Origin of the sequence: Micromonospora sp. CA-259024 (genome assembly GCF_050936255.1) — a bacterium.
Taxonomy (GTDB): Bacteria; Actinomycetota; Actinomycetes; order Mycobacteriales; family Micromonosporaceae; genus Micromonospora.
Window position 1 is genome coordinate 2,211,330 of the sequence record NZ_JBNJND010000001.1, and the last position, 20,182, is coordinate 2,231,511.

Sequence of the window (20,182 nt, forward strand, 5' to 3'; positions counted from 1 at the left end):
CGCGGTCCCGTGCGGACCGAGGGCGCATCCGGCAGTGGGCGGGGCCGTGGGCCGGCATGATCGAGGCATGCAGCGCTCGACGCAACGGGGGCACCGCAGCGTGCCGCACACCGCCGACGTACGGATCGAGGCGTGGGCGCCGGACCGGGACGGGTGCCTTGCCGAGGCGGTCGCCGCGCTGGTCGAGACGTTCGCCGACACCAGCGACGCCCGGCCGCAGGGGGAGACCGAGTTCCAGCTGCCGCCCGGCAACGACGGGGAGATGCTGGTCGGCCTGCTGGACGAGGTGATCTTCCGACTGGACACCGAGGGCACCCTGCCGCTGGACTGCGATGTGCGGACCGAGGACGGCGGCCTGCGGGCGCGCTGGCGCTCGACCAGCACGGACGCGGTGGAGCTGGTCGGCGCGGTGCCGAAGGCCGTGTCCCTGCACGCGCTGCGCGTCGGCCCGGACGGCTCCGGTTGGTCGTGCGCGGTGACCCTGGACGTTTGAGCGCCCGGGTCACCACGGCCCTACTCCGTCCGTCGGAACGGGCGACGTGCGGTCAGCCCTTGACCACGCCGAGCGGCGTGAGCCGGGCGACCAGCCGGCACAGCCCGGCACCCCGGGAAGCCTCCACCACCGCCGAGACGTCCTTGTACGCGTCCGGCATCTCCTCGGCCAACCCCTTCCAGGACGCGCCGCGTACGGCGACACCCCGTGCCTCCAGGACACGCCGCACGTCCTGCCCACGGGACGCCCGGGTGGCCGCGCCCCGGCTGCGGACCCGGCCGGCGCCGTGACAGGTGGACGCGAAGGCCGGGTTGCCGGCGACGCCGGTGAGCACGTACGACGAGGTGCCCATCGAGCCGGGGATGAGCACCGGCTGCCCGGCGTCGCGCAGGTCGTCCGGCAGGTCCGGGTGCCCCGGCGGCAGCGCCCGGGTCGCGCCCTTGCGGTGCACGCAGAGCTGCCGGGTGCCACCGTCCTGCTCGTGTTCCTCGATCTTCGCGAGGTTGTGCGACACGTCGTAGACCAGATCGAGGCCGGTACCGGCGACCCGGGCGAAGACCCGGCGGGCCACCTCGGCGAGGAGCTGCCGGTTGGCCCGGGCGTAGTTCGCCGCAGCGGCCATCGCGCCCAGGTAGGCCCGCCCCTCCGGCGACTCCACCGGTGCGCAGGCCAGCTGCCGGTCCGGCACCTCGATGCCGTACCGGGGCATCACCCGTTCCATGATCCGCACGTGGTCGGTGCAGATCTGGTGACCCAGCCCCCGGGACCCAGAGTGGATCATCACGCAGACCTGCCCGAGCCGCAGCCCGAACGCCGCCGCGACCGGCTCGTCGTACACCTCCTCGACGACCTGCACCTCCAGGAAGTGGTTGCCGGAGCCGAGGCTGCCGACCTGACCCTGTCCGCGCTGCACAGCCCGGTCGCTGACCTGCGCCGGGTCGGCGTCGGCCACCACGCCGCCGTCCTCGCAGCGAGCCAGGTCCCGGGGCACTCCGTGCCCGCGCTCGACCGCGTACCGGGAGCCGCCGCGCAGCACCGCGTCCAGCTCGGCCCGGTCGGCGAGCTGCCAGACCGCGCCCCGGCCCATGCCGCGCGGGACCGCCGGGTCCAGGCCGTCCATCAGCGCGTCGAGCACCCGGGCAAGCTCCGCCCGGTCCAGCTCGGCGGTGAGCAGTCGTACCCCGCAGGAGATGTCGAAGCCCACGCCGCCGGGCGAGACCACACCACCGGCGGCGATGTCGGTGGCGGCGACGCCACCGATCGGGAAGCCGTAACCCCAGTGCACGTCGGGCATGGCGTACGACGCCTCGACGATGCCGGGCAGTGTGGCCACGTTCGCCACCTGGTCCAGCGAGCGGTCCGCGCCGACGTCGGGCAGCAGCTCCGGCACGGCGAAGACCACCCCGGGCACCCGCATCGGTGCCTCCCGGTCGATTCGGAACCGGTACGGCGACTCCTGGACCAGCTCCATGCCTTCGGCTACCCACCGCGTCCGCTGGTACACCCGGTTGGGCCGGTGCGGTCCGGGTAGTGCGGGAGCATGCCCCAGCGATACGCGAACTACCCGAGGATCGCCGTGGTCACCGGCGCGGACTCCGGCATCGGCAAGGCCTGCGCGGTCGCTCTGGCCGAGGCGGGCTTCGAGGTCGGCGTCACCTGGTACGGCGACCCCGACGGTGCCGAGCGGACCGCCACCGAGGTCCGCGCCGCCGGGCGGCGCTGCGAGGTCGCCGAGGTGGACCTGACCCGGCTGCCGGACGCGGCGGCGGTGGTGGACGAGCTGGCCGACCGGCTGGGTGGCATCGGGGTGCTGGTCAACAACGCCGGCACCGGTGCCTCGGCGTCGTTCGTCGACACCGGCTGGGAGCAGTGGCGCGAGGTGCTCACCCTCGACCTGGACGCGCCCTTCCTGTGCGCGCAACGGGCCGCGCGACGGATGCGGGCCACCGGTGCCGGCGGGCGGATCATCAACATCACCAGCGTGCACGAGCACGCGCCCCGGGTGGGCTCCGCCGCGTACTGCGCCGCCAAGGGCGGGCTCGGGCTGCTGACCCGGGTGATGGCACAGGAGCTGGCCGCCGACGGGATCACCGTCAACGCCGTCGCCCCGGGTGAGATCGCCACACCGATGACCGGTCAGGAGGATGTCGACCCGTTCACCCAGGAGCGGCCCGGCGTACCGGTGGGGCGGCCGGGCGACGCCCGGGAGGTCGCGGCCGTGGTGGCGTTGCTCGCCTCCCCCGCGGCCAGTTACGTCACGGGGGTGTCCTGGCCGGTCGACGGCGGCATGCTGCTGATGGGTCCGCAGGCGAACAGCCTGACGTCGGACGACTGGCGTTCGGTCTGAGCGCGGGTGGTCACGAACGGGACAGCGGGCGGCAAAGCGGGCACGTATCCTTCGCATTCCGGTGATCAATGGGCGGCGGGTGGGGCCGGCCGACGGCGGAGGGGGTCCGGATGCCCGAGTGGGCTGGTCGGGGCGGCCGGCAACGACGCGCCTTCGTCGTCGGTGGGGCACTGCTCGGGATCGCCGTCGTCATGCTTCTGGCCGCCTGGCGCAGCAGCGGTTTCCTCAGCGACCTGCTGCTCAACCTCGGCGCGAGCGTGGTGCTCGCCGCCATCTCGTACGTCATCTTCGACCCCCTGTTCGAGGAGGCCCGCAAGGCTCGGGTGCAGGAGCACCTGAGCTTCGACCAGCAGGCGTTCGTGTCGCGGCTGCACCGCTCCGGTCGCCGGGTGCGCATCCTCGACACCTGGACGATCCTGCTGGAGCAGCGGTACCGCGAGGAGACCCTGTCGGCGGTACGCGCGGCGCTCGCCAACGGCGCCCAGGTGCAGTTGCTCCTGCTCGACCCGGACTGCACGGCCGCCCAGCAGCGCTCCGAGGAGCTGGAGCGGCAACGGGTGGACGTGCCGCGTCAGATCCGTACCAACCTGCGCCACCTGGCCGCCTTCTCCGACGCCCTGGACTCCCGGCTGCGACACCGGTTGCAGGTGCGGCTCTACGACGCCTCGCCGTCGATCCAGCTCTACCAGTGGGACGGGCGGGCGCTGATCTCGTTCTTCCCGATCGGGAAGCTGTCGTTCAACGTGCCCCAGCTCGAGGTGGACATGGACAGCCCGTGGGGCGGGTTCGTGCACGCCCGGTTCGAGGAGCTGTGGGAGCACGAGCAGGCCACCCTGAACCTGGAGCGGTACTGGTCGGTGACGGTCACGCTGCGCCACGACGACTCGGACGTGGTCGAGGTGCGGGTGCCCTACGTGACGGTGGACGGGCAGCACTACGTCGACTGCCGCGGGTTCCGGGTGACCGGGCCGCTGACCGTCCGGGCCGTGCTGCCGCCCCGCGCACCGGGGGCAGCCCCCACGGTGTTCGCGCTGGCGGAGCCAGCCGACGGAGACCGCACCCCGGCCGCCGTCGTGAAACGGCACTTCGACCAGAAGTACGGGCATGACGACGGGGAGCGGGCGATCCGCCGACTGGTGCCGCCACCGGGCGGTCCCCGTACCCCGGTACCCCGCTCCGCGGCGGCCGGCGACACGCACGGACGGTGACCCCGAGCCGCCGGGTCGGGTCGACGCGCGGGACAATGGTGGCCACCGCGCCGTCGCGCCCGAACGTCAGGAGGACCGTCCGCGTGTCGCCCAGCCCCGCACCGCCGCCCGGGTCGGCGCAGCTGCGTGCCGACTGCGAACGCTGCTTCGGGCTGTGCTGCGTGGTGCCCGCGTTCGCCAGGTCGGCGGACTTCGCCATCGACAAGCCGGCCGGGCGACCCTGCCCCAACCTGGGCTCGGACCACCGCTGCGGCATCCACACCGAGCTGCGGCAACGCGGGTTCCCCGGCTGTACGGTGTTCGACTGCTTCGGGGCCGGTCAGCAGGTCGCCCAGGTCACCTTCGGCGGGCGGGACTGGCGGAACGCCCCGGAGACGCTGCCGGCGATGGCGGAGGCGTTCGCCGTGCTGCGCCCGCTGCACGAACTGCTCTGGTACCTCGCCGAGGCGGTGGCGTCCCGTCCGCCGGCCGACCTGCTCGTCGAGCTGGAGCGCGCCCGCGCCGAGACGGCGGCGCTCACCGAAGGTGACGTGGCGCAGCTGCGCGCCGTCGATGTGGTCGCGCACCGCGACCGGGTCAACCCGCTGCTGTCGGGTGCTGGGGACGCGGCCCGATCCCGGGGCGGCGCCGCCGGCCCCGACCGCCGCGGTGCCCAGCTGCTGGGTGCGGACCTGCGCGGGACGGACCTGCGCCGGGCCAACCTGCGCGGGGCTCTGCTGGTCGGCGCCGACCTGCGCGGTGTCAACCTGGGCCTGGCCGACGTCACGGGCGCGGACCTGCGCGGCGCCGACCTGCGCGGCGCCGACCTGCGGACCACTCTCTTCCTGCACCAGGCCCAGGTGGACGCCGCTCGCGGCGACGCGCGCACCGGGCTGCCGGCGACGCTCACCCGACCGGCGCACTGGACGGCGCTGACCCTGACCCCGGTCCGCCGGCCGGGCCGCGACACCGTCCCCGCCCGCCGGGCCCGGCGGCGCTGACGCGACCGTCGAGGGCCGCCGCGTGCTGGCGGGCGACGTCAGTCGGCGGACAGCTCCTGGAAGCCGGCGTGGACCGGGCACTGCGGACAGCGGGCGCGATCGCAGAGCCGGCAGAGGTGAGCGAGGCTGCGGGCGTCCGTTACCTCGTGGTGCAGCAGGGTCCGGGCGATGTCGACGAGCTGGAGGCGTTGCTCGGCGGTCAGTGGGGCGAGCAGTGCGGTCAACGCCTCCGCGCGGGCGCGCAGGATCCGGGCGGCGGCGCTCGCACCCTCCGGCGTGAGGTGGAGTGCTCGGCTGCGCGCGTCGGCGCCGGCCCGCCGCTCCACCCAGCCCTGCTCCCGCAGCCGCCGGACCAGGTGTGCGGCACCGGGCTGCGTGAGCCCCAGCACCGGACCCAGCCACTCGGCGGTCACTCCCGGCTGATCCTTGAGGACGACGAGTGCCTCCGCGAGCGCGCCGCCGGCCCCGACCGACGCGGTGACCGACGCGCGCATTCGCGAGCCGGCGAGCAACGCGACCGCACCGAGCAGGTTGGCGGAGCTCTCCTCGGGTAGATTCATAAGTCATGAATCTACCCCGGCGAGCGGCACTACTCATCGCGTTGATGACCGTGGCGCAGCTACCGGTAGCGATGCGCCAGCTCCTCGTCGTGCTGCTCGGTCACCAGAACACCGGCAGCTTCGCCACCGCCGGGGCGGCCAGCGCCGGCTGCGGGATCGGGCTGGCGCTCACCGCACCGCTGGCCGGCCGGCTGCTGGGACGGCTCGGTGACCGGCCGGTGCTGCTCGCCACCGGCCTCGTCCACCTGCTCGCCCTGCTCGGGCTGGCGGCGGTCACCAACCCGGTGGCGTTCGTCGCGCTGGCCACCGCCGCAGGCCTCAGCACGCCACCGGCGATGGGCAGCGGGCGTGCCCAACTCGCCCGGATGGTCCCCTCCCCCGCGCTCAGCCGCGCGTACGCCGTCAACGCCGTCGGGCAGGAGGTGCTCTACGTGGGCGGCCCGCTCGCGGTGACGTTGAGCCTGCTGGTCAGCGGTCCGGCCGGGGCGCTGCTGACCTTCGCCGCAATCGGCACCGCCGGGCTGGTCGGCACCGCCGTCGTGATACCCCGTCGCGACATCGAGCACCGGCCGGCCGGGGGCCGGTCTGCCGCCCCCGGTCGGGCCGTCCGCCGGACCGTCCTGGCGACCCACGTCGGCTACATGGTCGGCATCGGCGCCATATGGGTGCTGGTCCCTGCCTTCGCCAACGCGGTGGGGCACCCGGCGCAGGCCGGTCTGCTGGTCACCGTGTGGTCGGTGGGCAGCCTGGCCGGCGGCCTGCTGCTGGCCCGCCTGGGCAGGCCCGGGAACCCCGCCGGGGCGTACCTGGCACTGGTCGGCACGTTGGCAGCCACCTCGCTCGCGCTGCTGCTGCCCCGGTCCGTTCCGCAGATGGCCGTGGCGCTGGCGGTGTTCGGGCTCGCGCTGGCGCCGTTCCTCGCGGTCACCGACGAGATCCTGGCCCTGTCCACCCCGGCGCCCCGGCTCGCCGAGGCGTACGGCTGGTTGCAGACCGCCGGGCAGCTCGGGATCGCCGTCGGCTCGTCGACCAGCGGCGCGGTCAACGACCACATCGGCAACACCCCGGCGTTCCTGGTGGTCTCCGGCGCACTGGCGCTGGCCGTGGCCGTCGCGTTCACCCGTCGCCGGACCCTGCGACTGCCGTCCGCCGCGCCGGACGGGAGCCCGGCCGCGCAGCCGCCGGTCGCCACGGCCGGGTGAGGTTTCGCCGGCGACGACGCCGGGTAGCCACCGCCGACGCGGAACGGCACCGACGGGGGGCACGGCGTGGGTTTCCGAAAGCGCGACGGTGAGCTGCCGGGCGACCCGCAGCACAGCGAGGACGAGGCCGGCCAGGCCCGGTTGGTGCAGGTCGAGGCGGACACCGAGGTGCCGCCGCCGGACGGCACCGACGTGCGGCCGGACATCGTGACCGAGGACGACAGCTCGGGTGTCGCCGGCGGCTCCTCCGGCAGCAGCGGTGGCGGGTCCACCATGCCCGGGCACCCCGACGCGACCCGCTGACGCGGGCTGAGCGCGAGGTCAGCGGCTGGCCAGTGCGGCCCGCGCCTCGGTCATGCCCTTGTTGGCCAGCCGGTCGGCCCGCTCGTTCTCCGGGTGCCCGTTGTGCCCTTTGACCCACAGCCAGGTGACCTCGTGCCGCTCGCAGGCCGCCTCCAGGCGCTGCCACAGGTCGGCGTTCTTCACCGGCTGCTTCGCGGCGGTCAGCCAACCGTTGCGTTTCCAGGACGCCAGCCAACTGGTGATGCCGTTGCGTACGTACGTGCTGTCGGTGTGCAGCTCCACGGTCACCGGCCGGTTCAGGCTCTCCAACGCCTGGATGGCCGCCATCAGCTCCATCCGGTTGTTGGTGGTGGGGGTGGCCTCGCCGCCGCACAGCTCCCGCTCGTGGTCGCCGTAGCGCAGCAACGCACCCCAGCCACCCGGCCCGGGGTTGCCACTGCACGCCCCGTCGGTCCAGATCTGTACGCCCCTGCCGGCCGCCGCGTCCACCATGCCCGGCAACCTACCGGGCGGTGACGTCGTACACCCCGCTCGGGGGGCCGCCACGCCGACCCGCCCGGCGGCACGTCAGCCGGGTGGAGCGCCGGGCTCCGAGCCGACGGCGTCGCCCACCACCGCGGGCGGAATGGCCGGCACCGGCCGGGTGGGGCGCAGCCGGTCGCGGACGCGGTCCGCCGCGTCTCCAGCGGTGGCGGCGATCATCGGCAACAGCCGGGTGGAGTTCATGATCGCGAACTCCTCGGCCGGGGTGGTCACGCCGTCGAGGAAGCGCAGCACCCGCTCCGCCGGGTTGCGGTCGAAGAGCCGACCGAAGAACTCGGGGCCGGCCACCCCGCCCCGGTCCAGCGCGCGCAGCGCCACCGCGTCCATCCAGCGGTGCCGGCGCGGGTACGCCGCCGTGGGCACCGGCGCCCGACCCGCCGCGAGAGCGCGCGCCACCTGGTCGGCCTGGCGGTACATGGCGGAGAAGGTGAAGCCGGTGGAGGGGCGGGTCGCACCGCCGGCCGTACCGAGGCGGACCACCCGGGGCGAGGGCCGGGCCGGGAACGGCGCATCGGTCATCGGGATCACCCCGTTCTCCACCTCGCGCACCCGCAGCCCGGCCGGAACCAGCTCGAGCAGGTCCCGGTAGCCGGTCAGCGCCGCGTCGTACCCGGCGTCGGTGAGCAGGGCCGGCGAGAACTCGGTGTACTCGACCAGGGCGTAGCGGTCGCTCACCGGGAGCACGTACCCGAACGAGACGCCCCGGGCCGGCTGCGGGGTGCGGAAGTCCATCAGCACCGCCCGCGCCGGGTCGAACACCGGCCGGTCGGCCTCCAGCCACCAGCCCCGGAAGTGCTGCAACCAGGTAGTCCGCCCGGATCGGGCCGGTGGGCGGGGGCGGGAGTCGAGCACCCAGCCGGCCCGCACGGTGGGCCCGCCACCGGTGCGCACCACCACCGTCGTGCCGTCGTCGACCACCGCCTCGGCGGGCGCGACGATCCGCGTGGCGCCGAGGCGGCGCTCGGCCTCGGCAGCCCGGTCGTAGACCGGGCCGGAGCGGAGCATGGCGTACCGCAGCGGGGCCAGGTCCAGCACGCGACGCCGCGCCGGCGTGGCCACCTCGACCTGCTGCCAGCTCGCGCTGAGCAGCGGCTCCAGGTCGCTGTCCGGGTGGCCCCAGAACGCCCAGGTGCGGTCCTGGCCGCGCCGGCGCACCGGGTCGACGACCGCGATCCGCAGGTCGCGGACGCCGTGCCGGTCCAGCGCGGCGAGCAGCAGCGACGCGGCGCCGCCGCCGCCGAGCAGCGCGAGGTCGACGTCGAGCGGCGCGGGTTCGGTCACCGCACCACGCTGCCACACCAGCACTCCCCCGCAAGCGCCGCCACCCACGCACGTCGCCCCACCAGGGGCGCATTTCCGCCGTCGCCGGCTATACCTCGCCATCGTCCCAGCGGCGACAGCCCGACCGGAGGAGACATCGATCGGGTCACCGGCACCGCTCGGGCCGTCCGGGCCTTTCCGCAGCTCTCCCCGCCTTCGGGTGGACACGTGACGGCAACGAAGGTTTCTCATTTTCACCTGATCGAGAACCCAACCCACCTAGTGTTGGGCACACCGGTGCTAGTCACGGAGTTGGCCACCCGAACGACGTCCCACGCAGTCAGCGGACGAAAAGTGAGGGAAGACGCGTATGAAGGTCTCAACAGCACTCTGCTCGGCGGCGCTCGGCGTGGGCCTCGGCACGCTCCTGCTGCCAGGCGCCGCACTGGCCGACACCACGGTGTCACCGGCCACCACCCCGGTCGGTGGGACCGTCGTGCTCACCGCGACGACCTGCAACCCGAAGTCGGGTGACGCCATCTTCCGGGTCACCGGCCCCAATCGCGACCAGAACGTCCGATCCACCACGGCCGCCGCTGGCGGCGGGCTGAGCGCCGAACTCTTCACAGCCGGGTTCACCCTGGGTACGTACACGGTGGCAGCGACCTGCGGCGACGGCAGCTCGGCCGGCAGCGCCACGTTCACCGTCACCCCGATCGGCGGCGCACCGGCCGGCTCCGGCGGCGACAGCCGCGACACGGGCGCTCTCGCCGCGGGTGGCACGCTGCTCGGCACCGCCGTCGCCGGCGCGGTGATCCTGATCCGCCGGCGCCGTCCGGTGTCCACTGTCGCCTGATCGGCGACTGCTCCATCCCTGAGGACGGGTGCCCGCGCCGGTGACACCGGCGCGGGCACCCCGACGATTCCCGTACGGAGGTACCCACGTGTGGTGGCGGCGGAGCCTACCGGCCGTGGTCGCTCTGCTCGGCGTGACCGGACTGGGGCTGATCACCGTCGGCCTCACCGCCGACCCGGCGCGGCCACCACGACCACCGGCCGACGCGCCGGGGCGCACCCATCCCGCACCGGACCTGGCGCCGCTACCGCGCTCCGCGCCGGTCCGCGTGCAGATCCCCGCCATCGGCGTACGCGCGGAGGTCGTCCCGGTCGGCGCGGACGCCACCGGCGTGCTGGAGGTCCCACCACTGGATCGACCCACCCTCGCCGGCTGGTACCGACACGGGGTCAGCCCCGGCGAGACCGGCAACGCGGTCCTGGTGGGACATGTCGACTCCCCGGCCGGCCCGGCCGTCTTCTTCGACCTCGGACGGCTGCGCGCCGGCCAGCAGATCCAGATCACCCGCGCCGACGCACAGGTCACCACGTTCACTGTGCACGACGTCCGCGCGTACCCCAAGGATCGCTTTCCCACCGCGCTGGTCTACGGGCCGGCGGACAGCGCCGCGCTGCGCCTGATCACCTGCGGCGGCCGGTTCGATGCCACGACCGGCAACTACGTCGACAACGTCGTCGTCCTCGCCACCCGCACCGCCTGAGCCGTGCCGCCCGCCTGTCGGGAGCCGGACCCCGCTCGGCAGAATGCGGTGGCACCATCCCCCGCGGGCACCGTGGTCGGGGCGGTGCGCCGGCGACGGGAGGCACACGGTGGATCAGCGACCGGTACGGGACCGGGCCGGTCGAGGCGTACGCGGCCTGGCCCGTCGACTGCTCGGCCAGGTCGAGCGCGACTCCCCCACCCCGCGCCGGTCCAACCCGGACGCCGTGGTGGACTGCGCCGTCTACGTCAACGGCCGCCGCGAACCCGGCCAGCCGCACTACGCCGACGCGTACGCCCGCGCTCGGCACCGCCGCGACGCCTTCGTGTGGCTGGGTCTGCACGACCCGGGTCCGGTCGTGCTCGCCGCGGTCGGGCGGACCTTCGGCCTCGACGAGCTGGTCGTCGAGCAGGCGCTCGCCGACGGGCACCGGCCCACCGTGCAGCGGCACGGGCCGGTCACCCTGCTGGTGCTGCGCACCGCCGGATACGTCGAGCACGACGAGCTGACCGACACCTCCGAGGTGATCGACACCGGGGACGTGATGGTGCTGCTCGGTGACCGGTTCGCCATCACGGTGCGGCACGGCGCCGTCGGGGCGCTGCGCAGCGTCCGCGCCGACATCGAACGCCGCCCCACGCTGCTGGCCGCCGGACCGTGGGCGGTGGCGTACGCGGTCTGCGCCCGGATGGTCGACTCCTACCTGGAGGTCGCCGGGCACGTGGAGCGGGACCTGGAACGGGTCGAGGAGGCGGTGTTCGCCCGCGACCGTGCGGCCGACATCCAGCACATCTACCAGCTCAAGCGTGAGGTGGTGGAGTTCAAGCGGGCGGTCCTGCCGTTGCAGACACCCCTGCGTACGCTGCTCGACCCCGACTCCGACGGCCCGCCACGCACCCTGCACCGCTGGTTCGTCGACGTGGACGGCCGGTTGAGCCGGGCGGTGGATCGGGTGGCCGCGTACGACGACCTGCTCACCTCGATCGTCCAGTCACGACTGGCGCAGCTCGCCGTCGAGCAGAACAACGACATGCGAAAGATCGCCGCCTGGGCGGCCATCGCGGCCACCCAGACCGGCATCGCCGGCATCTACGGCATGAACTTCGACCACATGCCGGAGCTGGCCTGGCGCTACGGCTACGCCGGCGCGCTGGCCCTGATGGCGACAGCGGCCCTGTTCCTGTACCGCCTGTTCCGCCGCTCCGGCTGGCTCTAGTTCCGCCTGCCCGGAAGTGGGGCGGACAGGAAGGCGCGGATTCTGGCCCGGGGGTTGTCCGTCAGCTCCGGGCCGTGGGTGAAGGCGGCCGTGTCGTACTCCAACTCGCCCAGGACGTGGGCGGTCCGCTGGGTCATCCGGAAGTCGCTGCACAGCAACTTCGGTGAATAGCGGACCCCGAGCACGTTGAACAACGCGTCGCCGGTGATCAGCAGTCGGGTCGGTTCGTGCAGCAGTGACACGTGACCGGGCGAGTGCCCGGGGGTGTGCACCACCCGCAGGCCACCGCCGACGTCGAGCAGGTCGCCGTCGGCCAGCGGCTGCGCCACCTCGACCGCCGGAAACCGGCCACCGTCGACCCGGGCGAAGAACCGGCCGCCGGTCACCGTCGGATCGTTGCCCGGTTTGCGGCCCGCCTCGGCGTACGGCACGTCGGCGGCGTGCGCCGCGACCGGGGCGCCGGTGCGGCGGGACATCTCCGCGGCACCACCCGCGTGATCGGGGTGCGCGTGGGTGAGCACGATCCGGGTGACGTCCGCCGGCACCTTGCCGATCGCCGCGAGCCCGCGCACGATCCGGGCCGGCGCCCTCGCCAGCCCGCAGTCGACAAGCGTGACACTGCCGTCGTCGTCGTCGACGAACGCGTACGAGTTGACGGCCGAACGGCCCACGGTGGGGATGCGCCAGACGTTCGGGGCGAGCGGCACGACGGGCGAGCGCGTCATGCCGCGAGTCTAGGAATGGTCGTCAACCGGCGGGCGACGCCCGGAGCCAAGCGGCGGTGCGGCAGGATGGCGGGGTGGGTAAGGGTGCCAAACGCCGATCGGCGAACGCGACGACGGGACAGGCGTGCCCGTGCGGCTCCGGCCGGGCGTACGCGGACTGCTGCGCTCCCCTGCACAGCGGCGACGCGCACGCGCCGACGGCCGAGGCGTTGATGCGCTCCCGGTTCAGCGCCTTCGCTCTCGGCGACGCCGACTACCTGCTGCGTAGCTGGCACCCCTCGACCCGACCGCCCCGCCTGGAGCTGGACCCGGGGCAGCGGTGGGTCCGGCTGGAGATCGTCGACACCGAGCGGGGCGGCCTGCTCGACACCGCCGGCACCGTGACGTTCCACGCCCACCACCGCGATGCGGGTCGACCGGGCACCCTGACCGAGCACAGCCGGTTCGTCCGCGAGGACGGCCGATGGGTCTACCTCGACGGCGATCAGCCCTGACGGCCGTCTTCGACGGTGTCGGCGAGTCGAGGGCGCGGGTCGACGTCCCGCGCGAGAAGCTGACCGGAGCCGAGCAGACAGCGACGACCGGGAGTCCCTCGATGACCATGACGTTCATCAACCTGGCGGTGCGCGACCTGACCACCGCCGCCGAGTTCTACCGGGCGCTCGGCTTCACCAGCGACCAGGCCGAGCCGGCCGGCGACAGCATGATGCTCACCATCTCCGACACCACCCGGCTGATGCTGCATGTCCGCTCGGCGTTCGAGACGTACACCGGGGTCGCCGCCACGGACACGGCGACCAGCCGGGAGGTCATCGTGGGGCTGTCCGCACCGAGCCGGGAGCAGGTCGACGAGCTGGTCGACCGGGCGACGGTCGCCGGTGGGGAGACGCTCGGGCCGGGAACGAGCAACGGGCCGATGTACATGCGCGGCTTCCGGGACCTCGACGGCCACCAGTGGTCGTTCCTGCACATGGCCGGCTGAGCGAGCGCCCGGCGGCGGCACATCCCGACCGCCGTCGGACGCCGGTCAGGTCGGACGCCGGGCGGCGCCGGTGGGCACGGCCGCCGAGCGCCGGTGGCGACGCAGCAGCGCCAACGCCACGACGAGGTACGGTCCGGCCGTCACCGCGAACGCCACCGCGTTGCCCGCCGCCGTGGCGAGGACTCCGTAGGCGGCGTACGTCACGATGATCAGCACGTCGGTGGCCATCCCGGCCAGTGAGGTGACGGTGGCGCGGCTGCCACCGGTGATCCGGGCCTGTAGCCGCGCATCGGCCAGGACGGTGGCCAGTTGCGCGGCTCCGAAGGCCACCGCGAGCAGCACGAACCCGACCGGATGCCCGAGCAGTGCACCCCCGGCCAGCCCGACGGCGACGACGGCCAGCAGGCCGGCGTAGCCCCGGCCGCCCATCCGCTCCGCCGTCGGGGCGAGCAACCCGCCGACGGTCACCCCGGCCCAGAGCAGCAGGAGCAGCAGCGGCACGACCTGCGCCCCGACGCCGGTGTCCAGGGCCAGCAGTGGGGCGAACTCGTCGAGTGCGCCCCAGTCGGCGGCGACCACGGCGACCAGCAGCACGGCGGCCCGCACCGGCGGACGCGTGCGGACCTGCGACACTCCAGCCCGGAGCGTGTCCCACCAGCCCAGCTCGCCATCGTCGTCGAGGGCCGGTTCGCGCTCAGCGGCCGGCGAGCGGTGCTCCGGGAACCGGGCGGCGACGGCGGTGGCGAGCAGGCAGGCGAGCACGCTGGCCGCGCCGACCGCCGGGTAGCCGCCGACGGCGAGCACCGGGCCGGCGAGCACGCCGGAGAGCACCACGCCCAGCACACCCGCCGTCCGGGCCCGCCCCAGCACCCGGGGGTACCGGCCGGCCGCGCCGAGCCGGTCCAACTCGGTCCAGACCAGCGCCTCCAACGCGCCGGAGACCAGCGCCCCACCGGCGCCCCAGAGCAGGAACCCGAGCGCGAACGCCGGGTACGACGGCACCAGCACCCAGAGCGCGTACCCGGCGGCGGTCACCAGCGGGGCGAGGCACAGCAGCAGCCGGCGGGACACCACGTCGGCCCACGCGCCGGAGGGCACCTCGAACACGACGCCGGCCGCCGACCAGATGACGAAGAGCGAGGAGATCTGCCCCGCCGACAGGCCGGTGTCGGCGAAGAACACCACGTACAGCGGGTAGAGCAGGACGAGGTCACTGAGGAACGCGTACCCGTAGAGGGTCGCCGTCAGCCGGCGGACCACCGGGTCGGGCACGCGCGTGGCGATGCGGGTCATGGGGCCTTCCCGTGGGAGTGGATTCGGACACCGGACGTGCGGTGCCCGTGGTGGCCCACGGGATCGGCCTACGGCACTGGATCAATGTCGCCAGGTCATGTCGGCGATGCTAACCAAGCCGTCACGGTCCCGGCCAGCGCTTTCGGCAGGGCGTACGCGCGAGGCGGGGGCGGGATCCGAAGATCCCGCCCCGCCGTGTCGCTGGATGTCAGCGCCGGTCGACCGGCGGGATGACCGTGGTGATCTCGCTGTCGTCACCGGCGCGCTGCTCGGGCACCGGACGACCGGAACCACTGCCGATCACCTGGGTCGTGTCCGCGTCGGCAGCGGAGCCCACCACCTGCGTGGCGTCGGCATCGGCGGACGGACGTACCACCTGCGTGGCGTCCGGATCGGCCGGCCGGGTCACGATCTGGGTGGCCTCCGGGTCGCTGGCGGGGGTCGCCGCCCGGGCCGCTTCGGCCTCGGCGTCACGGCGGCCGGCCCGGTACGCACGGGCGTGGGTGGCGATCAGCTGCGACTCCTGCTCCGCACGGGTGAGCCACACCTCCCAACGGCTCTGCATCGGACGGATCAGGCCACCGCCCACCCCGACGACGAGGATCCCGCCGACGGTGGCCAGCACGGCGATCAGCACGGGAGTGGTGACCGCCGTGGCCACGCCGATCTGGTTCAGCGCGGCGATGACACCGAGGCCGAGGATGAACACCGAGGCGGTGGTGGCCAACACCCGGCCGTACGACAGTCCGCCGAGCGCGCCGCTGATGATGTCCCTGACCGCGTTGGCGATGGCGGCGGCGACCACGACGATGACGATGGCGACGAAGGCGCGGGGCAGCCACGAGACGACCGCGGCGATCAGGTCGGAGATCGGGTTCGGCCCCCAGATGCCAAAGGCCAACTGGAGGGTCAGCAGCAGCACCGCGTAGTAGACGAGCTTCGCGACGATGTCGCTGGCGTCGTACCGGGATCGGCTCAACGCGCGGCGGACGCCGCCGCGTTCGACGGCGCGGTCGAAGCCCACCCGTTCCAGGACCTTCTCCACGATCTTCAGCACGGCCTTGGCGATCAGCCATCCGGCCAGCAGGATCGCCACGAAGGCGACGGCCTTGGGCAGGAAGAGCATCACCGAGCGGAGGGCGTCGCCCACCGCGTCGTCGACGTTGTCACTCATATGGTCATTCCTTCATGGGGGTCAGCCGAGACGGTCCGCCCAAGGCCTACCCCCAGGAGCCTGCGGGGAAACGCCCACCGGCATCGGGTGATCATGCGGATGTGGAGTGCCCTTGGTGGTCGGCTGCGGAAGTCCGCCGGGGGTTGGTGTAGCTGCGCGTCGCGGTGCTCGGGATGCTGATGCCGCGCGCGCCCGCTCTCTCTTCGCACGTGACGCGGGTCATGTCAGCCCCCATGTCACGAACGGAGGGGCAGCTTGCGTCTGGTGGTCGTCCACACGGCGGGAACGACCGGCACGAAAGAGGCAGCAGAGCGATGAACGCGACAACAGCGCAGCAGCACGAGGTCCTGGTCCTGGGCGCCGGCTACGCCGGGCTCTCCGCCGCGATCCAGCTCGCGGCCCGCACCAGGAAGCGTGGGAGCCTGCGAGTGACGCTGGTCAACCCCTACGACACCTTCACCGAGCGGCTCCGACTGCACATGACTGCCACCGGCCAGGAGACGGCCGAGATGAACATCCCGGAGCTGCTGGACGGCACCGGCGCCGGATTCGTCCGCGGCTGGGTCACCGCCGTGGACGCCGAGGCGAAGACCGTCCGGATCGACGACGACCGGGTCCTGCGCTACGACAGCCTGGTCTATGGCCTGGGCAGCATCGCGGACACCGTGGCCGTCGCCGGCGTGGACGACCACGCCTACACCCTCAACAGCCCGGAGGACGCCGCCCTCCTCGCCGACCGGTTGACCCGGCTCGACGGCGGGACCGTCGTGGTCGGCGGTAGCGGCCTCACCGGCGTCGAGGCGGCCGCGGAGATCGCCGAGCGGCACCCGGAGCTCCAGGTGGTGCTGCTGGGCCGGCAGGAGCCGGGGGCGAGCATGCACCCGAGGGCCAAGGCCTACCTGGACGCGGCGCTCGCCCGGCTCGGCGTGCGGGTGCGCAGCGGCGTCGAGGTGGTCAAGGTGCTGCCGGACAGCGTCGAGCTCGCGGACGGCTCCGGCACCCCGGCGGCCGCGGTGCTGTGGACCAGCGGCACCCGCGTCTCGCCGCTGGCTGCCGCCGCGGGCCTGACCGTCGACGAGCGCGGCCGCGTGGTCACCGACCGCGCGCTGCGCTCGGTCTCCCACCCGGACGTCTACGCCGTGGGCGACGCGGCGGCGATCCGTCAGGGCTACGGCGTGATGCACGGGACCTGCCAGGGCGGCATGCCCACCGGCGTGCACGCGGCCCTCTCGATCCTGCGGGTGCTGGCCGGCAAGGAGCCCAGGCCCTTCCGCTTCGGCTACTACCACACACCCGTCAGCCTGGGCCGGAACGACGGCGTCGTGCAGTTCACCCACCCCGACGACAGCCCGCGCCCGATCGTGCTGACCGGCAAGCGGGCCGCGAAGTACAAGGAGACGGTCACTGCCGCGCCGTGGCCGACCTTCGCCCGCATGAAGAAGATGCCCGCCTCGGGCGCGTTCTGGCCGCACGGCGGCCGCTACACCCGGATCCGGAGCGCCAAGTGACCCAGCCGCAGCAGACCGGCCCCGACCAGCTCGCCTTCCAGCGGTACCGCACCCTGCTCTTCTCCGTCGCCTACCGCATCCTCGGCACTGCCGCCGACGCCGAGGACCTGGTCCAGGACGCCTGGCTCAAGTGGTCGGCGGCCGACCGTTCCCAGGTCGCCGACCCCAAGGCCTATCTGACCCGGATCGTCTCCAACCTGGCGATGGAGCGGCTTCGTTCGACCCGCCACCAGCGCGAGACCTACGTCGGGCCATGGCTCCCCGAGCCGATCCTCACCGGCCCGGACACCGCCGACGGTGTCGCCATGGCGGACTCGGTCTCCATGGCCCTGCTGGTGGTCCTGGAGACGTTGAGCCCCCTGGAGCGCGCGGTCTTCGTGTTGAAGGAGGTCTTCGCCTTCAGCTACGCGGAGATCGCGGAGGCGGTGGAACGCTCGGAGGCGGCGGTCCGGCAGGCCGCGCACCGCGCCCGCGAGCACGTCCAGGCCCGCCGGCCCCGTTTCACCGCCGACCGCGCCCGCCAACGCGACGTCACCGAACGCTTCTTCGCGGCGACGACGGGCGGCGACATCAACAGCCTCATGGAGTTGCTCTCCCCGGACGTGACGCTGTGGACCGATGGCGGCGGCAAGGTCCGCCAGGCCCTCAAGCCGGTGGTCGGCCTGGAGACCGTGGCCCGTTGGTTCGCCGCGCTCGGCACCGTGACCTACCAGGGCATCGAGCCCGGGCAGATGCGGGCAGAGCTCACCTGGATCAACGGCGGCCCGGGCGTGGTCTTCCGCGGCCCGGACCGCGTGGTCGCCACGCTGACCTTCGACTTCGACCCGGAGGGTCGCATCTCGACAATCCACAACGTGGCCAACCCCGACAAGCTCCACGCCGTCGCCGACGGCACTCGGCACGAACTCTCGTGAGCTGCCGATCGTTGTCGACGCCGGCTTTCGATCTGCAGGCCCGGCTCGACCGGCACACCGCCGATCATCCAGACGTACTCGGCGCAACTCGGCGACGGGCAGGTTGGGCGGGGTCTAGCGCGCGGCCGACTTTTGGCAATATTCTCCGGAGTGCGTGCGGCCACTGGAGCTACTTTTCATCCCCCCGCCGTCGGCCGCAGGAGGAGATGTCATGCACGTCGACCATTCCGAAGTGGATCGCCGGACGCTGCTGCGGGCCGGTCTCGGCGCCGCCACGGTCGCCGTCGTCGGGAGCGAACTCGCCTTCCCGGGCGCGGCCCAGGCCGCCCCGGGCACCGACCTGGACTGGATCATCAGCTGTGACGAGTGGGCCGCCCGCCCGCCGAAGGACCCGCTGTCGGTCAGCGCCATCGCCACCAACAAGATCATCGTGCACCACATGGCGTTCCCGAACGTCACCGACTACTCCCGCGAGCAGGCGGTCAAGCTGGCCCACGACTGCCAGGACCTGCACATCGACGGCAACGGCTGGTCGGACACCGGCCAGCACTTCACGGTGAGCCGCGGTGGCTACGTGCTGGAGGGTCGCCGAGGCAGCCTGGAGCGCCTCGAAGCTGGGGACCGGCAGATGATCTCGGCGCACTGCCCCGGGGAGAACGGCCGGGCCATCGGCATCGAGAACGAGGGCACCTACGTCACCGAGACGCCGCCGGACGCGCTGACCGACTCGCTGGTCAAGCTCTGCGTCGCCATCTGCCGGCAGTACGGGCTGCACGCGCACGACATCTTCGGCCACTGGGACTTCCGCACCACCGCGTGCCCGGGCGCCGCCTTCTACCGGCAGTTCCCGGCCCTGCGTCGACGGGTGCACGCCGCCCTCGGCACCAGGCTGGGTGACGTGCCGGCGCGCCGCTGGCCGGACCTGTGGCGTTTCGTCAACTCCCCCTCGGTTCGGGTGGTGCAGCACCTACTCGCCCATCGGGGCTACGCGGTGACGGTCAGTGGCACCTTCGACGCCGCGACCGTGGCCGCCGTGCAGGACTGGCAGGCCCGCAACGGCATCCCGGTGGACGTGGACGCCACCCTCACCCCGCCGACCTGGGAGACGCTGGTGCCGGAGTTGGACCAGCACGCCACCGGCGCACCGGTCACGGCGGTGCAGGAGATCCTCGCCACCAAGGGGTACGCGGTCACCGTCACCGGGGCGTACGACCACGCCACCCGGACGGCCGTGCAGGACCTGCAGGCGCTGCACGGCCTGCCCCGCGACGGCAAGCTCAGCACGAGCACGTGGTGCACGGTCGTCGGCGGATCGGTGCGCCAGTCGTTCCGGCACCGCTGATGCTGCGGCGGCGGTGCGGGGCGCACCCGCACCGCCGCCAGGCACACCACCAGCGCAAACACGGGCGCGCCTCGTTGTTCACCCTCCATCGGTCTGCGACGATGACGCCGACCAGGACCAAGGAGGGTGCTGTGCAGACGCGACTCAACCCGTACCTGAACTTCCCCGGCACCGCCCGGCAGGCGATGGAGTTCTACCACCGCGTGTTCGGCGGCGAGCTGACGATGAACACCTTCGGCGAGTTCGGCAGCACGGAGCCGGGCCTGGCCGACCAGATCATGCACGCGCGACTGGAGTCCCCCAACGGCTTCACCCTGATGGCCTCGGACACGGCGCCCGGGATGAACCACGTGCCCGGCACCAACATCGCGATCAGCCTCAGCGGCGACAACGCCGACGAGCTGCGCGGATACTGGGCGCAACTCTCCGCGAGCGGGTCGGTGATCATGCCGCTGGAAAAGCAGATGTGGGGCGACGAGTACGGCCAGTGCGTCGACCCGTACGGCATCGACTGGATGGTCAACATCACCCAGCCACAGGCCTGAGCAGCGCCGGGCCGGTTTGGCCCGTGGCGCG

General features: G+C 73.4%; 22 protein-coding genes. 15 read left to right on the top strand and 7 right to left on the bottom strand.

What is annotated here, in order from left to right; translation table 11 throughout:
• Positions 1-67: 67 nt before the first annotated feature.
• Positions 68-493 (top strand): archease, encoded by a 426-nt coding sequence (locus ACQEUX_RS09645; RefSeq protein ID WP_433044368.1) that lies wholly within the window; start codon positions 68-70, stop codon positions 491-493.
• Between the two features lie 52 nt (positions 494-545).
• On the opposite strand, the gene ACQEUX_RS09650 is transcribed toward ACQEUX_RS09645, so the two are convergent.
• Positions 546-1,964 (bottom strand): RtcB family protein, encoded by a 1,419-nt coding sequence (locus ACQEUX_RS09650; RefSeq protein WP_433044371.1) that lies wholly within the window; start codon positions 1,962-1,964, stop codon positions 546-548.
• Between the two features lie 69 nt (positions 1,965-2,033).
• Here ACQEUX_RS09650 and ACQEUX_RS09655 point away from each other — a divergent pair, with 69 nt between their 5' ends.
• From ACQEUX_RS09655 to ACQEUX_RS09665, 3 genes are all read left to right on the top strand, one after another.
• A complete protein-coding gene (locus tag ACQEUX_RS09655) occupies positions 2,034-2,840 on the top strand; it encodes an SDR family oxidoreductase (RefSeq protein ID WP_433044374.1) in 807 nt (268 codons plus the stop codon).
• A gap of 110 nt (positions 2,841-2,950) precedes the next feature.
• Complete coding sequence (locus ACQEUX_RS09660) at positions 2,951-4,048, top strand: DUF5919 domain-containing protein (protein WP_433044377.1); 1,098 nt, start codon at positions 2,951-2,953, stop codon at positions 4,046-4,048.
• Between the two features lie 83 nt (positions 4,049-4,131).
• On the top strand, positions 4,132-5,028 hold the full coding sequence (locus tag ACQEUX_RS09665; protein ID WP_433044380.1) for a pentapeptide repeat-containing protein: 897 nt from the start codon (positions 4,132-4,134) through the stop codon (positions 5,026-5,028).
• A gap of 38 nt (positions 5,029-5,066) precedes the next feature.
• On the opposite strand, the gene ACQEUX_RS09670 is transcribed toward ACQEUX_RS09665, so the two are convergent.
• Positions 5,067-5,588 carry a MarR family winged helix-turn-helix transcriptional regulator gene (locus tag ACQEUX_RS09670; RefSeq protein WP_433044383.1) on the bottom strand — a complete coding sequence of 174 codons (522 nt, stop codon included), beginning with the start codon at positions 5,586-5,588 and terminating at the stop codon, positions 5,067-5,069.
• A gap of 5 nt (positions 5,589-5,593) precedes the next feature.
• Between ACQEUX_RS09670 and ACQEUX_RS09675 the strand changes: the two genes are divergently transcribed.
• Together ACQEUX_RS09675 and ACQEUX_RS09680 are read left to right on the top strand one after the other, a co-directional pair.
• Positions 5,594-6,790, top strand: a complete 1,197-nt coding sequence (locus ACQEUX_RS09675) for an MFS transporter (RefSeq protein ID WP_433044386.1) — start codon at positions 5,594-5,596, stop codon at positions 6,788-6,790.
• 66 nt (positions 6,791-6,856) lie between these two features.
• The gene (locus ACQEUX_RS09680) at positions 6,857-7,093 is read left to right on the top strand and encodes a preprotein translocase YidC (protein WP_433044389.1); all 237 of its coding nucleotides are present in this window, start codon (positions 6,857-6,859) and stop codon (positions 7,091-7,093) included.
• 18 nt (positions 7,094-7,111) lie between these two features.
• On the opposite strand, the gene rnhA is transcribed toward ACQEUX_RS09680, so the two are convergent.
• Together rnhA and ACQEUX_RS09690 are read right to left on the bottom strand one after the other, a co-directional pair.
• The gene (gene rnhA, locus ACQEUX_RS09685; protein ID WP_433044392.1) at positions 7,112-7,585 is read right to left on the bottom strand and encodes a ribonuclease HI; all 474 of its coding nucleotides are present in this window, start codon (positions 7,583-7,585) and stop codon (positions 7,112-7,114) included.
• 75 nt (positions 7,586-7,660) lie between these two features.
• Positions 7,661-8,935, bottom strand: coding sequence for a lycopene cyclase family protein (locus ACQEUX_RS09690; RefSeq protein ID WP_433044395.1), 1,275 nt, complete (start codon positions 8,933-8,935; stop codon positions 7,661-7,663).
• A 331-nt stretch (positions 8,936-9,266) separates the two neighbouring features.
• Between ACQEUX_RS09690 and ACQEUX_RS09695 the strand changes: the two genes are divergently transcribed.
• From ACQEUX_RS09695 to ACQEUX_RS09705, 3 genes are all read left to right on the top strand, one after another.
• Positions 9,267-9,752 carry a hypothetical protein gene (locus ACQEUX_RS09695; protein WP_433044398.1) on the top strand — a complete coding sequence of 162 codons (486 nt, stop codon included), beginning with the start codon at positions 9,267-9,269 and terminating at the stop codon, positions 9,750-9,752.
• Positions 9,753-9,867: 115 nt separating this feature from the next.
• Positions 9,868-10,452, top strand: coding sequence for a class F sortase (locus ACQEUX_RS09700; protein WP_433044400.1), 585 nt, complete (start codon positions 9,868-9,870; stop codon positions 10,450-10,452).
• A 109-nt stretch (positions 10,453-10,561) separates the two neighbouring features.
• Positions 10,562-11,668 carry a magnesium and cobalt transport protein CorA gene (locus ACQEUX_RS09705; RefSeq protein ID WP_433044403.1) on the top strand — a complete coding sequence of 369 codons (1,107 nt, stop codon included), beginning with the start codon at positions 10,562-10,564 and terminating at the stop codon, positions 11,666-11,668.
• On the opposite strand, the gene ACQEUX_RS09710 is transcribed toward ACQEUX_RS09705, so the two are convergent.
• Entirely contained in the window at positions 11,665-12,393 is a 729-nt protein-coding gene (locus tag ACQEUX_RS09710) for an MBL fold metallo-hydrolase (RefSeq protein ID WP_433044406.1), read from the bottom strand. The two genes, ACQEUX_RS09705 and ACQEUX_RS09710, sit on opposite strands and share 4 nt — an antisense overlap.
• Positions 12,394-12,467: 74 nt before the next feature.
• Here ACQEUX_RS09710 and ACQEUX_RS09715 point away from each other — a divergent pair, with 74 nt between their 5' ends.
• Both ACQEUX_RS09715 and ACQEUX_RS09720 read left to right on the top strand, forming a co-directional pair.
• The gene (locus ACQEUX_RS09715; RefSeq protein ID WP_433044409.1) at positions 12,468-12,887 is read left to right on the top strand and encodes a YchJ family protein; all 420 of its coding nucleotides are present in this window, start codon (positions 12,468-12,470) and stop codon (positions 12,885-12,887) included.
• A gap of 101 nt (positions 12,888-12,988) precedes the next feature.
• A complete protein-coding gene (locus tag ACQEUX_RS09720; protein WP_433044412.1) occupies positions 12,989-13,375 on the top strand; it encodes a VOC family protein in 387 nt (128 codons plus the stop codon).
• A gap of 45 nt (positions 13,376-13,420) precedes the next feature.
• Here ACQEUX_RS09720 and ACQEUX_RS09725 read toward each other — a convergent pair whose 3' ends face one another.
• Together ACQEUX_RS09725 and ACQEUX_RS09730 are read right to left on the bottom strand one after the other, a co-directional pair.
• Positions 13,421-14,668, bottom strand: coding sequence for an MFS transporter (locus ACQEUX_RS09725; RefSeq protein ID WP_433044415.1), 1,248 nt, complete (start codon positions 14,666-14,668; stop codon positions 13,421-13,423).
• 208 nt (positions 14,669-14,876) lie between these two features.
• Complete coding sequence (locus ACQEUX_RS09730; protein ID WP_433044418.1) at positions 14,877-15,842, bottom strand: mechanosensitive ion channel family protein; 966 nt, start codon at positions 15,840-15,842, stop codon at positions 14,877-14,879.
• Between the two features lie 314 nt (positions 15,843-16,156).
• Between ACQEUX_RS09730 and ACQEUX_RS09735 the strand changes: the two genes are divergently transcribed.
• The 4 genes from ACQEUX_RS09735 to ACQEUX_RS09750 all read left to right on the top strand — a co-directional run bounded on the left by ACQEUX_RS09735 (position 16,157) and on the right by ACQEUX_RS09750 (position 20,151).
• A complete protein-coding gene (locus tag ACQEUX_RS09735; protein ID WP_433044421.1) occupies positions 16,157-17,350 on the top strand; it encodes an NAD(P)/FAD-dependent oxidoreductase in 1,194 nt (397 codons plus the stop codon).
• Positions 17,347-18,264, top strand: coding sequence for an RNA polymerase sigma-70 factor (locus ACQEUX_RS09740; protein ID WP_433044424.1), 918 nt, complete (start codon positions 17,347-17,349; stop codon positions 18,262-18,264). The genes ACQEUX_RS09735 and ACQEUX_RS09740 overlap by 4 nt, the downstream gene beginning before the upstream one ends.
• Before the next feature lie 211 nt (positions 18,265-18,475).
• Complete coding sequence (locus ACQEUX_RS09745; RefSeq protein WP_433044427.1) at positions 18,476-19,606, top strand: peptidoglycan recognition protein family protein; 1,131 nt, start codon at positions 18,476-18,478, stop codon at positions 19,604-19,606.
• A gap of 131 nt (positions 19,607-19,737) precedes the next feature.
• Complete coding sequence (locus ACQEUX_RS09750; protein WP_433044430.1) at positions 19,738-20,151, top strand: VOC family protein; 414 nt, start codon at positions 19,738-19,740, stop codon at positions 20,149-20,151.
• The last annotated feature ends 31 nt before the right edge of the window (positions 20,152-20,182 follow it).

Coding starts and splice junctions, on each gene's coding strand:
- ACQEUX_RS09645 (WP_433044368.1), top strand. CDS start 68: ATGCAGCGCTCGACGCAACGGGGGCACCGCAGCGTGCCGCACACCGCC.
- ACQEUX_RS09650 (WP_433044371.1), bottom strand. CDS start 1,964: ATGGAGCTGGTCCAGGAGTCGCCGTACCGGTTCCGAATCGACCGGGAG.
- ACQEUX_RS09655 (WP_433044374.1), top strand. CDS start 2,034: ATGCCCCAGCGATACGCGAACTACCCGAGGATCGCCGTGGTCACCGGC.
- ACQEUX_RS09660 (WP_433044377.1), top strand. CDS start 2,951: ATGCCCGAGTGGGCTGGTCGGGGCGGCCGGCAACGACGCGCCTTCGTC.
- ACQEUX_RS09670 (WP_433044383.1), bottom strand. CDS start 5,588: ATGAATCTACCCGAGGAGAGCTCCGCCAACCTGCTCGGTGCGGTCGCG.
- ACQEUX_RS09675 (WP_433044386.1), top strand. CDS start 5,594: ATGAATCTACCCCGGCGAGCGGCACTACTCATCGCGTTGATGACCGTG.
- rnhA (WP_433044392.1), bottom strand. CDS start 7,585: ATGGTGGACGCGGCGGCCGGCAGGGGCGTACAGATCTGGACCGACGGG.
- ACQEUX_RS09695 (WP_433044398.1), top strand. CDS start 9,267: ATGAAGGTCTCAACAGCACTCTGCTCGGCGGCGCTCGGCGTGGGCCTC.
- ACQEUX_RS09710 (WP_433044406.1), bottom strand. CDS start 12,393: ATGACGCGCTCGCCCGTCGTGCCGCTCGCCCCGAACGTCTGGCGCATC.
- ACQEUX_RS09720 (WP_433044412.1), top strand. CDS start 12,989: ATGACCATGACGTTCATCAACCTGGCGGTGCGCGACCTGACCACCGCC.
- ACQEUX_RS09725 (WP_433044415.1), bottom strand. CDS start 14,668: ATGACCCGCATCGCCACGCGCGTGCCCGACCCGGTGGTCCGCCGGCTG.
- ACQEUX_RS09730 (WP_433044418.1), bottom strand. CDS start 15,842: ATGAGTGACAACGTCGACGACGCGGTGGGCGACGCCCTCCGCTCGGTG.
- ACQEUX_RS09735 (WP_433044421.1), top strand. CDS start 16,157: ATGAACGCGACAACAGCGCAGCAGCACGAGGTCCTGGTCCTGGGCGCC.
- ACQEUX_RS09745 (WP_433044427.1), top strand. CDS start 18,476: ATGCACGTCGACCATTCCGAAGTGGATCGCCGGACGCTGCTGCGGGCC.